This window comes from Planococcus versutus, assembly GCF_001186155.3.
GTDB classification, from domain to species: Bacteria; Bacillota; Bacilli; order Bacillales_A; family Planococcaceae; genus Planococcus; species Planococcus versutus.
Genome location: NZ_CP016540.2, coordinates 3154248 through 3167552, shown reverse-complemented (window position 1 = coordinate 3167552; position 13305 = coordinate 3154248). Strand labels below are relative to the sequence as shown.

Below are 13305 nucleotides of genomic sequence, written 5' to 3'. Positions count from 1 at the left end.
AATGCTCCTTGTTAAGTAAAATAATTCGTAAAGCTGAGAACAGAGAAGCACAAAAGAAACAGACAGCCCGTCTAGGCTATCTGTCAGTTTTTATCAGTTTGAAGTTTTAGCTTCAAGTAGGCCAACGATTTTTGTAATTGTTAGTTGACTGCCTAGCATTGGTGATTCTTTTTTCGGTTCATTGCTGTCCGTACTTGCTTCAGGTCGTTTGTGTGCTTCTTTAAAGACATCACTCGTTTTCCATGCTTCATAATTTTCAAGAGTCTCCCAGTACATACTGACATTCAGTTCATCATACTCAGTCGAATCTTGTGTAATCGCGACTTCGACTTTTATAAATCCGTCTAATTCTTGCAAAGCACCAGGTCGTGAAAAGTTAGGAGCCATTTTTTCTGCGAATCCGGATTTCATTTTGATGCGGTTGGTTACGACATACATGAAGAATCTCTCCTTTTATGTTCGGATTTGAGTTGCTAACTATTATAACTTTATCACATTTGTCATTTGAATGTATGTGAGGTGCATAACTCAAAATTTCTACTCGAATTTTAAAAGCTGATTTATACTTATAACAATAGAAAAAGTGAGGTGTTGAATATGAAGAAGAAATCAGCTGCCGTAATGTGGGTTGGTAGTGAAAATCCTTTTATTGACCGATTTAATGTTCTCTCAGTTCAACATATAGTGCTTGGACGATTTGGCGGCACTGCCGCTGCAGGGCAAACGAAAAACGAAGATGGTTGTTTAATTTGGGTTAACGGTGAAGAAGAGTGGGAATTTGTTATGGTCTTAGATGCGCATCATTCAGCTAAAAGTGCCGAATTAGTTATCCAATACATGGAGCAAAATAAAGAAATCCTTACTTCTTTACTATCAGGTAAGGTGAGTGTTGAACTTTTTAAAGGAGTTGAAACTGCTTTGTTAAAGCTGTTGCAAGCAGAAAGCTTTTTAGCAGCATGCCGCGATACAAAAGGTGAAACGGCTCTTTTGATAGCAGTTAGAAAAGGTAAATACCTGTATTGGTTTTCGGTTGGAGATTGCCTATTATACGTATTTCATCCAGAACTAGCCGCATTTGGTCAATACCAAATCAACCAACGGCAATTTTACGAATGGATTGGACAAGTGAATACATTTGAACAACTTGTGCCCTGTTTTAGCAGTGGCGTCCGAGAATTACGACAAGGAGAAAATCAGCTCTTGCTGACAACAGATGGACTGGTAGAATGTCCTGGCGCCGTATTTTCTGAACCCGACAGTATTTGGCAACAATGTAAGGACATCGCTACCACTGATAGCGTAAGTGCTCTACTCGCTACGATTCAAAAAAACCACGTTCGTGACAGCACAACAGTGGTTTCATGGAATGTAAATGTAGGAGAACCAGTAAGTTACGCTAGCAATCAATAGCTTTCGCTTTTTACTAAATGTGTCGTGCAGTTAAATAAAGAGCAAGTCCACTGACTTTCAGTATGCGTTAATAACGTGATAGAAGTATTATCCATAGACGTTTTTTGGAACGTTTCAGGCATGATTTTTTGCAACGTTAGACCAATCAAAGCGCCATGGCTGACAAGCAATACGCGTTGATCGTCGAAATTTTCTAAGATCTCTAGAACACAGGCCAGTCCTCTTTCAGCAGCGTCTTCCAAGTTTTCCATCGCTAAATCTAAGGTACGCCAATCGGCTCCCCATTTTTCAAGACGCTCTTCTTCTGTTGTGCCTTCGATTTTGCCACCACTTTGCTCACGCAGCCGTGGTTCAAAATGATGAACGGGTAAACCAAGCGTGTTGCCAATAATTTCAGCGGTTTCTTTAGCACGTGCTAAATCACTAGAGATGATGACATCCCATTTTTCTTCAGAAACGAGTCGTTCTGCAAGTGACGCGGCTTGTTGTCTGCCGGTTTCATTGAGAGGAACGTCTGCAGAACCTTGCGCGATGCCTTGTATGTTCCAATCTGTGATGCCATGCCGTACAAATCCAATAGTCGTCATTCAAGTCAACTCCTTTGCTATACTCTTTAACAGGATAACTGAAAGAGATCGGAAACAACAAGGGGAATAGTTTAGGAGAAAGATTGAAAGTCGATTTATCCTAGCGAAGAACTTGTTGCTTTCTAATTAAAAAAAGAATTTTAATAGAGGTGGGTTCAGATGAAAAAAGTAGAATATGATGGCTATTATAAAGAAGAAAACTATTTTGGAAACCCTTATCCAGGGCTACTGGAATTTTTCTCGACTTTTCAACCTAAAGGAACTGTTGTCGATTTAGGTTGTGGGCAAGGAAGAGATACATTGTCACTAGGCGAGCTTGGTTACAAAGTAATTGGAGTTGACCATTCGGCTGTTGGTATCGAACAATTGAATCGAGAAGCTAAGAAGAGAAAGTTAACTGTAGAAGGAATAGTTGGTGATATATACACATATCAAATTTCAAAAGATGTCGATGTTGTGTTACTAGATTCGATGCTGCATTTTTACAAAAATGATTTAAAAAAAGAAACCCAATTTGTAGAGACGATTCTAACTCAGCTTAAAGAAGGCGGAGTTTTCGTGAACTGTATCATTAAAGGCGATAAAGGTGAAAAGACCTTAAAGAAAATTATTGAGAAATCGCCACACGAATGGAAAATTCTCACTGATGACTACATAGAATACCGCGAAGCGAGTGTTGACTATCATCTGCTTGCTGTTAAAAAAGGAAAGTCTAGTAAAAATTTGTAGAACACAATAGTAACTTGTAGAAATACATTAAAAAATCCCCTGAACTGAGCGCTAGCTCAGTTCAGGGGATTTTATCTAGCGACAGATTAAGATGCAGTTTGCCGTTTTTTTTCATTTTTATCAATTAGCGTAGTACCTACTAAGTCTCCTGTAACGTTAAGCCCAGTAGCGCCCATTCCTACTAATGCATCAATAGCAGTCAGTAATGCGACAGCTTCTATCGGCAATCCTAGCTGAACGAAAACAGTAGCAATCATGACAATCCCAGCACCTGGAACACCAGCAGTTCCGATTGATGCCAGTGTACCAATGAGGACGACCATGAGCATTTCAGAAAGACTCAACGGATCGCCAACAAGGTTTGCTGCGAAAACAGCCGAAACCGCAATTCGTATTGCCGCGCCATCCATATTAATCGTAGCGCCAAGTGGCAAACTAAAGCCATACAAACTTTTTGATAATCCTAAGTTTTTAGCGGCATTCAAAGTTAATGGCAATGTACCAGAACTACTTTGCGTTACAAAAGCCGTCAACATCGGTGTGCGTGCTTGTTTGAAAAACTCTAACGGGTTTATTTTGAATATCACTAGAACCAGCACATAAAGCAAAATTTGAACAAACAATGCAGCATATAATACTAAAATCATCTCACCTAGAGAGAAGAGTGTATCTAGACCTTGGCTTCCTACGGTTTTTGCCATTATGGCAAAAATCCCAATCGGTACATATTGAAGAATCGCTTTCAGCACAATCAAAGTCATTTCGTTTAATGCATTAACAGTTTTATACAAATGTTCGCCTAAGCTTCCCAATTCAGTAGAATTGCGCATATAAGACAAAGCGATACCAAAAGCAAAAGCAATAAAAATAATACCCAGCAAATTGAGTTCTGTAAATGCTGTAAAAATATTAGATGGAACAATGTTCAACAAGACGCTAATTATCCCTGGGTTTTCTGGAACATCAAAGGTTTCATTGCCTTGCAATTGCATCCCCATGCCAGGCTGTAGCAGGCTAGCTACCGCAAGACCGACAATAATGGCAAATGCGGAGCTCAAGGCGTAATAAATAAACACTTTTCCACCCATTCGCCCAAGATCTCCAATGGAAGACTGGTTAATCCCAACCATCATCGTAAACAAAATTAAAGGGATGATCAATAAGGTCAATAAATTCAACAATAAGTCCCCAAGAGGCGCCAAAACAGCTGCTTGCTCTCCAAAAATTAGTCCAACGGCAACGCCGAGTATAAGTGCAATTGTGATTTTTAAAATCAATGATGTCGTAAGGTATCGATTCCATACAGCTTTCATATTTTCACTCCTATTTTTCAATTACTGTTAATCCTTATAAAATCTATCGGGATTCATTTCATTAATTTATAACAGTCTATAGCTTAATGTCAAAACATCTGTTTGTACGAAAAGAATCTTTGAATCGAGATCATAAAAATTGAATAGTTAGATTTTATTGAGATAACTAAATACCATAGGATTTTTCATCTGAGTTTCAAAAAAATAATACTTGTCAGTGCACTGTTTTAGATAAATAAGAAAGGATGATAAACATGAAAGCTTTTGTTAGAACAAACGCATTAAATGATAAAGTAGAAATACAGGAAATAACCATTCCGCAAATAGACGATAATGAAGTGCTAGTGGAAGTTCGAGCTTTCGGAGTCGGTATGCATGACCGGTACTTCATTCCGCCAAATGTGACGTTTCCTTATACAATTGGATCTGAAGGAGCGGGTGTCATTGTAGAGATGGGGAGCGAAGTTTCTGATTTTGAACTAGGCGATCGAGTGATTTTGTCGAGTAGCTTTCAACTAAAAGGCGGATGTTGGGCACAGTATGCAGCTGTTTCATCTCAAATGCTTGTAGCGATGCCAAATGAAATTAGCTTTACGCAAGGTGCTGCTATTCCAGTAGCTGGCAAAACAGCTCTAGAAAGCTTGCGCACTCTAGATTGTAAAGCAGGAGAGACCTTATTTGTGGCGGGAGCTTCCGGAGCTATTGGAACAATCGTTACACAATTGGCTAAAAATCGAGGGATTCGAGTAATAGGTTCCGCATCCAGCAAAAACCATCCACACTTACTGTCACTTGGAGCTGAAAAAGCAGTTGATTATTCAAGTGCTGAATGGAAAGATCAAATCAAGCAATGGATGCCAGAAGGAGTAGACGCAGCTTTAGCTATTCACCGCGGAACAAGCAAAGATAGCATGGATATAGTAAAAGCTGGCGGAAAAGTTGTGACGGTTTCGGGTGACCAAGTAGATTCGGAAAGAAAGATTAAAGTAGAGCAAATGCAGCATCAACTCAGCATACAAGAGGCAGTAAACATGCTAATTCAAGATATGGTAGAAAAAAAGCTCCATCTAGTAATAGAGCGCGTCTACTCATTTGAACAAGCATTGGATGCATTGGAAAAAACAGAGACAGGACATGCCAGAGGAAAGCTTGTTGTGTCTATGGAAGAACCAAAGTAAAAAAAGCCCGTTCCTTTTAAAGGAACGGGCTTTTTGTGATCATAGCCGTTTATGAGTCATTGCGTGACGCATGTCTTGAAGTGCTTTTTTTCCCTTATGGCCTCGGAGAATCATCAAGTTGGTATAAAGAGCATCGATCAAGCTCAGCTGAGCAATTCGAGAAGCCAGTGCTTCAGAACGGAAATCGGTTTCTTCTGAAACAGTATAAAGAGCGATGTCCGCTTCTTTAGACAAAGGCGATTTAGCGAAATTGGTGACAGAGATAATGGTCACTCCTTTTTCTTTTAACACACGTAAAACGTCAAGGACGTCAGTAGTCGAACCCGAATGGGAAATGACAATCGCTACATCATTTGATTGAAGTTGAGAAGCAGCCATAAGTTGCATATGAGAGTCTAAATTCATGGAAACGTGAAGACCTAAACGGACAAATTTATGGTAACCGTCCATTGCCACCATAGCGGAACCGCCATTGCCATAAAAATCTATTTTCCGAGCTTCTAGTAATTTTTGAGTTGCTTGTTCCATCGCTTCTGCATCAACAATCTGAAGAGTTTCTTCAAGCGTTTTAATATTAGAGCGGAATACTTTTTCGGTGACAGCGCTAATACTGTCGCCTTCTTCAATTTTTTCATGAATGTCTTTTAAAGGAGCGACAACTTCCGCAGCTAGCGAAATTTTGAACGCTTGGAAACCTTTAAAGCCGATTCGTTGGCAAAAACGGAAAATGGTTGATTCTGCTAATCCCAACTCATCAGCGATTTGATTGATGGTCAAATGAATGATGTTTTTCGGGTCATTTAAGACATAGTCGGCAATCTTTTTTTCTTTTTCACTAAAATGGCGGTAACTACCGCGTATGGCAGCCAGCGCAAATTGCTGTTGTTTCATGATCCGCGCCTCGTTTCTGTTAATTAGTTTCGTCTATTATAGAATAACATGTTGCAAGCGGAAAAATATTTGATACAATATTCTTATTAAAGAAAAATATTCTTTTAGAACAGGAGGATTTAAAATGGAAATTGGAATTATTGGTTTAGGTAAAATGGGGTTGAACTTGGCGTTAAACTTAATCGACCATAATCATAAAGTTGTCGGCTACGACAGTCATGCGGCAGTTGAAGAAGTCGATTTTACTCAAGTTTCTTCTATTGAAACAATGATAAAAGAATTAAAAGCACCGCGCACGTTGTGGTTAATGGTACCAGCTGGTGAAATTACAGAATCGGTTATTCAAGAATTGACTCCGTTACTAGAAGAGGGAGATTCGATTATTGATGGGGGTAACTCTAACTATAAAGATACAGTTCGTCGTGCAGCCAACTTGAAAGAGCATGGAATTTTCTTCTTTGATTGTGGAACAAGTGGTGGAACAGACGGAGCACGTCACGGCATTTGTTCGATGATTGGTGGCGACGCGGAAAAATTTAAAACGATTGAACCTCTATTGAAAGATATTTCTGTAGAAGACGGCTATTTATATACTGGCGAAGCGGGCAGCGGTCATTTCTTAAAAATGATCCATAATGGAATCGAATACGGCATGATGCAATCGATTGCGGAAGGTTTTGACATTCTCAACAAAAGTCCTTTTGGCTATGACTTTGAAAAAGTGGCAGGTGTTTGGAACAATGGCTCGATCATCAGCTCATATTTAATGGAAATGACGAAAAATGCATTTTCGAAAGACGCGAAACTTGAAGGCATCAAAGGGGTGATGAATTCTTCAGGTGAAGGCAAATGGACAGTAGAAACAGCACTTGATTTGAACGTTCCTGCACCGGTGATTACTTTATCGCTAATGATGCGCTACCGTTCATTAGAAGAAGACACGTTCGCAGGTAAAGTCGTGGCCGCACAACGCAACGAATTTGGTGGACATGCAGTAGAGAAAAAATAAGGTTTTAGCTTTAATTTACAAAAAGAAAGAGCAACAGGCGGTAGAGTACGAGCGGATGACGGCAACCGCCTGGAGCGATTTCTATATTTCTTAAATAGCATTTGATGAAAGCTATATACCAAGGGGGAAAAAATATGTCAGGTTCAACGTTGATTATGGTCGCACTTGCAGGTATATTCTTATTGCTATTCTTAGTTATTCGTACAAAATTACACGCTTTTGTGGCATTATTACTAGTTAGTTTATTGGTAGGCATCGCAGCGGGCATGCCACTTAACGAAGTTATTATATCTATTCAAAACGGTATGGGTGGGACACTCGGCTTTGTTGCTGTTGTAGTGGGTCTTGGTGCCATGTTCGGTAAAATGCTAGAAGTATCGGGTGGAGCAGAACGTCTGGCTTCGACGATGATTAGCAAATTTGGTGAAGACAAAGCACAATGGGCATTAGGAGTTACTGGATTTATTGTTGCGATTCCTGTATTTTTTGATGTTGGATTTATTATTTTAGTGCCGATTGTATACGGATTGGCTAGAAAAACAGGCAAGTCGCTTTTGCATTATGGGATTCCATTACTAGCAGGTCTTGCGGTTACGCATAGTTTTATCCCACCAACACCAGGACCGATTGCGGTTGCTGAATTAGTTGGTGCAGAACTGGGTTGGGTTATTTTGTTCGGTGTGCTTGCTGGTATTCCTGCGATGATTTTGGCGGGACCGGTATTTGGACGCTTTATTGGCAAAAAAATTCATGTGTTAATTCCAGATTACATGGAACTTGAAGAAAAGGAATACGATAAGGATTTGCCAAGCTTTGCGATGATCACATCGTTGATTTTGATTCCGCTTGTGTTGATCTTATTTAATACTTTATCAGGGGTATTACTAGAAGAAGGCAATATGGTTCGTGAGATTTTGACGTTCCTTGGACATCCATTTGTGGCGCTGACCATTGCCACATTACTAACGTTTTATCTACTTGGGACAAAACGTGGCTATTCACGTCAAGAAGTGCAAAATATTGCTACTAAAGCGCTTGAGCCTGCTGGGATTATCATCTTAGTAACAGGTGCAGGTGGAGTCTTCAAACAAGTATTAATCGATTCGGGAGTTGGCGAAGTACTTGGTGACATGATGGGTGATTCAGCATTGCCGCCAATTGTTTTAGCATTCTTGATCGCTGCAGCAGTTCGTGTTGCGCAAGGATCTGCAACGGTTGCGATGGTAACAGCAGCAGGGCTTATCACGCCACTTCTTGAAATGGTGGGAATGACTGGACCTGCTCTTGGATTGATCGTCATTGCCATCGCTTCAGGCGCGACTGTCTTGTCACACGTCAACGATTCTGGATTCTGGTTGGTTAACCGATATTTCGGCATGGACGTTAAGGATACCTTGAAATCCTGGACAGTTATGGAAACCATTATCGGGTTGACCGGTTTCGTGGTAGTGTTAATTATCAGCTTTTTTATCTAAATTAAACTTGAAAGAGAAAAAGGGGATTTCTCCTTTTTCTCTTCTTGTCTATAGAGGAGGGCTCTCATGCCTGAACAGTCATATTATCTTGGAGTAGATATCGGTACCACATCCACCAAAGCGGTGTTATTTGATAAAGCCGGTAAAATCATATCAGCAGATACGGTTTTTTATGCGCTTGAAACGCCAAATCCGTTAATAGCCGAACAAGACCCAGAGGAAATTTTCCGAGCGGTGTTAAGTTCTGTTCGAAAAACCATTCGCAACAGCGCGATCGATACAACTCAGCTCAAACTCGTATCGTTTAGTTCAGCAATGCACAGCCTCATCGCAGTGGATGCAAAAGGCGATTTACTAACACAAAGTATCACGTGGGCCGATACGAGAAGTTCAAAGCATGCAAAGTATATTAAAGAAAGACTGAATGGTCATGAAATTTACTTGCGCACAGGTACGCCGATTCACGCGATGTCGCCGCTATCAAAATTGTTATGGTTAAAAGACGAAAAGCGGGAAATCTTCGAGCAGACAGCGAAATTTATTGGCATTAAGGAATTTGTGTTTCAGAGATTGTTCAATGAATATGTAGTCGATCATTCAATTGCTTCAGCTACAGGATTATTCAATTTGCAGCAATTGGATTGGGACGAAGAGGCATTAAGAGTAGCAGGCATTACGCCTGGGAATTTATCTCGTCCCGTACCAACGACGTATAAACTAACAGGAATGGACTCGGAACATGCCGCATTTATGGGCATTCCCAAAAATGTGCCATTTGTTATTGGTGCAAGTGACGGAGTATTAGCCAATTTGGGCGTAAATGCTATCGAACCAGGTGTCCTAGCCGTAACAATCGGTACGAGTGGTGCCATCCGTACGGTCACGACTGAGCCAAAAACTGATCCAAAAGGGCGGACATTTTGTTATGCCTTAACGGAAAATCACTGGGTAGTTGGTGGTCCTGTTAATAATGGCGGCATCGTTTTACGCTGGCTGCGTGATGAGTTTGCTTCATCTGAAGTGGAAACCGCAAAGCGTCTCGGTATCGATCCGTACGATGTACTGACGAAAATCGCCGAGACGGTCAATCCTGGAGCGGACGGCTTGCTGTTTCATCCTTATTTAACAGGAGAACGAGCGCCACTGTGGGATGCTAATGCGCGTGGATCGTTTTTCGGATTAAGCATTCATCATAAAAAGCAACATATGATTCGAGCTGTGTTAGAAGGCATTGTCTTTAATTTGTATACCGTGTTGCTGGCGGTCGAGGAATTGACCGGCGAACCAACGCGTATTCAAGCATCTGGCGGCTTTGCTCGTTCGGGAATGTGGCGTCAACTGATGGCCGATGTCTTCGATAAACCCGTAGTTATTCCAGAAAGCTTTGAAAGTTCGTGCCTCGGTGCAGTCGTTCTCGGCATGTATGCGATCGGCGAAATTGATGATTTCAGTATCGTTTCCGAAATGATCGGTCAAACACACACACATGAGCCAGATGAAACAGCAGCTGGTATTTATCGTGAACTCTTGCCAATTTACATCCGTTTATCACGTCTTTTAACAGCAGAATATGAAAGCATTGCCGATTTTCAACGAAAGCATTTAGAGTAAGTGCAACATCCAAGACCCGTCTCGCTGGTTTTGGATGTTTTTTTGTTGGATTTTCTTGTGAGTGGATGGGGGTGTACGCGATTTTTGAGGAATATGCACGGTCAGCAGAAGATACGCACGTTCAGCGGGAGATACGCACGTTCAACAGAAGATATGCACGTTCAGCGGAGAATACGCGCATTCCAGCAAATTTCTTTGCACAATAGATAGAACTATCAGAAAATAATGAAAAATATCTATAATTTTCCAAACGGACATGATACGATAAAACAAACAAAAAACTCATTGAACATCAAAGGGGATGTCTAAATGGAACCGAGTGCGATTGTGGTAGGAGCGGGACTTGCGGGGTTAGTGGCGGCTGCGGAAATCGCAGACGCTGGCAAAAAAGTGTTATTGCTTGACCAAGAACCGGCAGCTTCTTTAGGTGGACAGGCGTGGTGGTCGTTTGGCGGCTTATTTTTAGTTGACTCACCTGAGCAACGACGAATGGGCATCAAAGATTCAAATGCATTGGCTTGGCAAGACTGGCTTGGGGCAGCTGGCTTTGATCGACAACAAGATGAAGATTATTGGGGCAAGAAGTGGGCACAAGCCTACGTTGACTTTGCAACGCATGAAAAACGAAACTGGCTAGCCTCAATGGGTGTTAAGTTTTTTCCGGTAGTTGGATGGGCAGAGCGTGGTGGCCATTTAGCAGAAGGCCATGGCAATTCCGTGCCACGCTTTCACATTGTCTGGGGAACGGGTCCAGGAATTGTAGCTCCTTTTGAGCAACGCATTCGAGAACATATCAAAAACGGCTTGATTGAATACCAACCACGTCACCAAGTAGATGAATTAATTACAAAAGAGGGTCGCGTGGTCGGAGTTACAGGTTCGTTATTAGAACCGAGTGATGCCAGACGGGGAGAAGCCAGTTCACGAAAGGTTATTAGCAACTTTCGTTGCGAAGCAAAAGCAGTCCTTGTCACAAGCGGTGGAATCGGTGCCAATCACGAATTGATTCGGAAAAATTGGCCAAGCCGTTTAGGCACGGCACCAGAAACGATGCTGACAGGCGTTCCGGCATATGTCGATGGACGAATGCTGGCGATTACTGAAAAAGCGGGAGGACGAATCGTTAATCGTGACCGCATGTGGCATTACACAGAAGGAATAAAAAATTGGGCTCCGGTTTGGAACAAACACGGCATTCGAATTCTGCCGGGACCTTCCTCTATGTGGTTTGATGCGACAGGTGAGCGTTTGCCATCACCCAATTTCCCGGGGTTTGATACGCTTGGGACACTGGAAGCCATTCAAAAAACCGGCTATAGCTATTCGTGGTTTATTTTAACGCAGAAAATTATTGAAAAAGAGTTTGCGTTGTCGGGTTCTGAACAAAATCCGGATTTAACCGGCAAAAGTATTCCGCAAGTTTTGTCACGCGTTCGTGCAGGAGCGACCGCGCCGGTGCAAGCATTTATGGATAAAGGTGAAGATTTTATTGTCGCTCATACACTCGAAGAGCTAGTTGCGGGCATGAATACGTTAACTGGAAAAAACTTATTGGATGTTTCGCGAATCAAGCAACAAATCAAAGCACGCGACGGACAACTTGATAATGAATTTTCAAAAGATCTTCAAATCACAGCGATGCGAGGTGCTCGAAATTACCGAGGAGACCGGTTAATTCGTGTAGCGACACCGCATAAATTACTCGACCGCAAAAAAGGTCCGCTCATTGCAGTGCGGTTAAATATATTAAGCCGAAAAACCTTAGGCGGCTTGCAAACGGATTTATCTGCACGGGTACTCGATGATGAAGGTCAACCTGTACCTGGCTTATATGCGGCAGGAGAAGTCGCTGGTTTTGGTGGCGGTGGCGTTCATGGATACCGTTCACTAGAAGGAACATTTCTAGGGGTTGCTTGTTTTCAGGAAGAGTAGCAGGAAGGGCAGTAGCCGATAAAGGAGGTTCGGCAAGTGCTCTTTGATGGAATCGCGTGGCAAGTTTTCTTATTCGCACTCGGCAGTGGATCGAGTATATATCTAATGAACTTACTCCTTAGAAGAGTCTTAGGTGTCGAGAAAAAGAAAGCTGAGCCAATAAACGAACTTCATAAAAAGTGGGAGAGAATATTAAATATAGGCTCGGGCATCGCTATTTTTTGCGCGTCGATGGCGGTGATTAAGTTTGGACCCACAGCAAGCCTAGTTGTATTAGGACTAACTGTTGTCATTGGGATTGCGCAAGTTTTGCTGCGTGCAGGGTTCGAAAAAAATCATGCAGAAAACCCGAATGATTATTTATTTACTATTTTAGAAGCTTTAACGAACGTTATTATCTTACTGACCTTTGGCGTAAGTTTATTTCCAGATTTTATTACGTTTGTACTCAATATCTACTAACAAAAGACGACGCACACGCAGAACTAGGAGACTGGTTTTGTGTGTTTTTGTTTTCTGTAATGCTTATGAGCGATTGCGAGTGGAATGCGCGCGGTAAAACAAAAATACGCGCGTTCCAAAGAGTTTGTTTGCAGAATATATAAAACTATCTGAAAATATCTATAATTTTCCAATCTCACATGATACGATAAGAGAAATAAAGCACTTATTCAGAATCAAGGGGGTATAATGCGGGTGGATTTCGATGTGATGAGCATGAGAGAGAGCATTCCTATATTAGTTGGAGACGGAGTTTCAGAAAGTGAAATGGCATTCCGTTTTATTCTTTTTGTAGGTGGCAGCATAGCAGTTATTTTTTTAACGAATAGCTTGTTAAAAAGAATCAGTGGGGATGAAAAAGAGAAACCTGTTAAAGATAAATACGTAAATGATTTACACAAAAAATGGGACAGAATTGTAAGCATAGTATCAAGTATTGTATTAATAACAATCCTACTTATCCTTTGGAATACAGATCTTTCCATGAGTACACCGCTATTTCTTGTATGTTCAGTCTTTATGATTTTACCGATATTGGTTCAAATAGGATTTGAACGAAAATATGCAGCAAACCCCAATGAATACTTATACACAATATCAGTCATGGGATTAGCAGGTGCTGTTGTTCTGGCGCTGTTGTGGATTTTATCACCAGGTTTTTAAAAAGGA

The 13305-nt window shown here is 41.3% G+C and carries 12 protein-coding genes and 1 pseudogene; 9 read left to right on the top strand and 4 right to left on the bottom strand.

From position 1 onward, the window contains the following. Positions 1–93: 93 nt before the first annotated feature. Positions 94–438 carry a heme oxygenase gene (locus tag I858_RS15955; RefSeq protein WP_049693816.1) on the bottom strand — a complete coding sequence of 115 codons (345 nt, stop codon included), beginning with the start codon at positions 436–438 and terminating at the stop codon, positions 94–96. 159 nt (positions 439–597) lie between these two features. Between I858_RS15955 and I858_RS15950 the strand changes: the two genes are divergently transcribed. Beyond that, a complete protein-coding gene (locus tag I858_RS15950; RefSeq protein WP_049693815.1) occupies positions 598–1410 on the top strand; it encodes a PP2C family serine/threonine-protein phosphatase in 813 nt (270 codons plus the stop codon). Here the strand turns inward: I858_RS15950 and I858_RS15945 are convergent. Continuing rightward, a complete protein-coding gene (locus tag I858_RS15945) occupies positions 1404–1997 on the bottom strand; it encodes a histidine phosphatase family protein (RefSeq protein WP_049693814.1) in 594 nt (197 codons plus the stop codon). The two genes, I858_RS15950 and I858_RS15945, sit on opposite strands and share 7 nt — an antisense overlap. A gap of 159 nt (positions 1998–2156) precedes the next feature. On the opposite strand from I858_RS15945, the gene I858_RS15940 reads away from it, so the two are divergent. Beyond that, entirely contained in the window at positions 2157–2726 is a 570-nt protein-coding gene (locus I858_RS15940) for a class I SAM-dependent methyltransferase (RefSeq protein ID WP_049693813.1), read from the top strand. Positions 2727–2812: 86 nt separating this feature from the next. Here I858_RS15940 and I858_RS15935 read toward each other — a convergent pair whose 3' ends face one another. Further along, the gene (locus I858_RS15935; protein ID WP_049693812.1) at positions 2813–4039 is read right to left on the bottom strand and encodes a dicarboxylate/amino acid:cation symporter; all 1227 of its coding nucleotides are present in this window, start codon (positions 4037–4039) and stop codon (positions 2813–2815) included. Between the two features lie 254 nt (positions 4040–4293). Here I858_RS15935 and I858_RS15930 point away from each other — a divergent pair, with 254 nt between their 5' ends. Beyond that, on the top strand, positions 4294–5217 hold the full coding sequence (locus tag I858_RS15930) for an NADP-dependent oxidoreductase (protein WP_239457193.1): 924 nt from the start codon (positions 4294–4296) through the stop codon (positions 5215–5217). Positions 5218–5256: 39 nt separating this feature from the next. Here I858_RS15930 and I858_RS15925 read toward each other — a convergent pair whose 3' ends face one another. Then, positions 5257–6108 carry a MurR/RpiR family transcriptional regulator gene (locus tag I858_RS15925; protein ID WP_049693810.1) on the bottom strand — a complete coding sequence of 284 codons (852 nt, stop codon included), beginning with the start codon at positions 6106–6108 and terminating at the stop codon, positions 5257–5259. Positions 6109–6232: 124 nt separating this feature from the next. Between I858_RS15925 and gnd the strand changes: the two genes are divergently transcribed. The 6 genes and pseudogenes from gnd to I858_RS15895 all read left to right on the top strand — a co-directional run bounded on the left by gnd (position 6233) and on the right by I858_RS15895 (position 13299). Then, positions 6233–7117, top strand: a complete 885-nt coding sequence (gnd, locus tag I858_RS15920) for a phosphogluconate dehydrogenase (NAD(+)-dependent, decarboxylating) (protein WP_049693809.1) — start codon at positions 6233–6235, stop codon at positions 7115–7117. A 134-nt stretch (positions 7118–7251) separates the two neighbouring features. Continuing rightward, a complete protein-coding gene (locus tag I858_RS15915; protein WP_049693808.1) occupies positions 7252–8592 on the top strand; it encodes a GntT/GntP/DsdX family permease in 1341 nt (446 codons plus the stop codon). 66 nt (positions 8593–8658) lie between these two features. Further along, a complete protein-coding gene (gene gntK / locus I858_RS15910) occupies positions 8659–10203 on the top strand; it encodes a gluconokinase (RefSeq protein ID WP_049693807.1) in 1545 nt (514 codons plus the stop codon). A 309-nt stretch (positions 10204–10512) separates the two neighbouring features. Next, positions 10513–12182 (top strand): annotated as a pseudogene (locus I858_RS15905) (FAD-binding dehydrogenase). Next, positions 12172–12597 (top strand): DUF4181 domain-containing protein, encoded by a 426-nt coding sequence (locus I858_RS15900; RefSeq protein WP_049693805.1) that lies wholly within the window; start codon positions 12172–12174, stop codon positions 12595–12597. The pseudogene I858_RS15905 and the gene I858_RS15900 overlap by 11 nt, the downstream one beginning before the upstream one ends. A 234-nt stretch (positions 12598–12831) precedes the next feature. Further along, positions 12832–13299, top strand: coding sequence for a DUF4181 domain-containing protein (locus I858_RS15895; RefSeq protein WP_049693859.1), 468 nt, complete (start codon positions 12832–12834; stop codon positions 13297–13299). Positions 13300–13305: the final 6 nt, after the last annotated feature.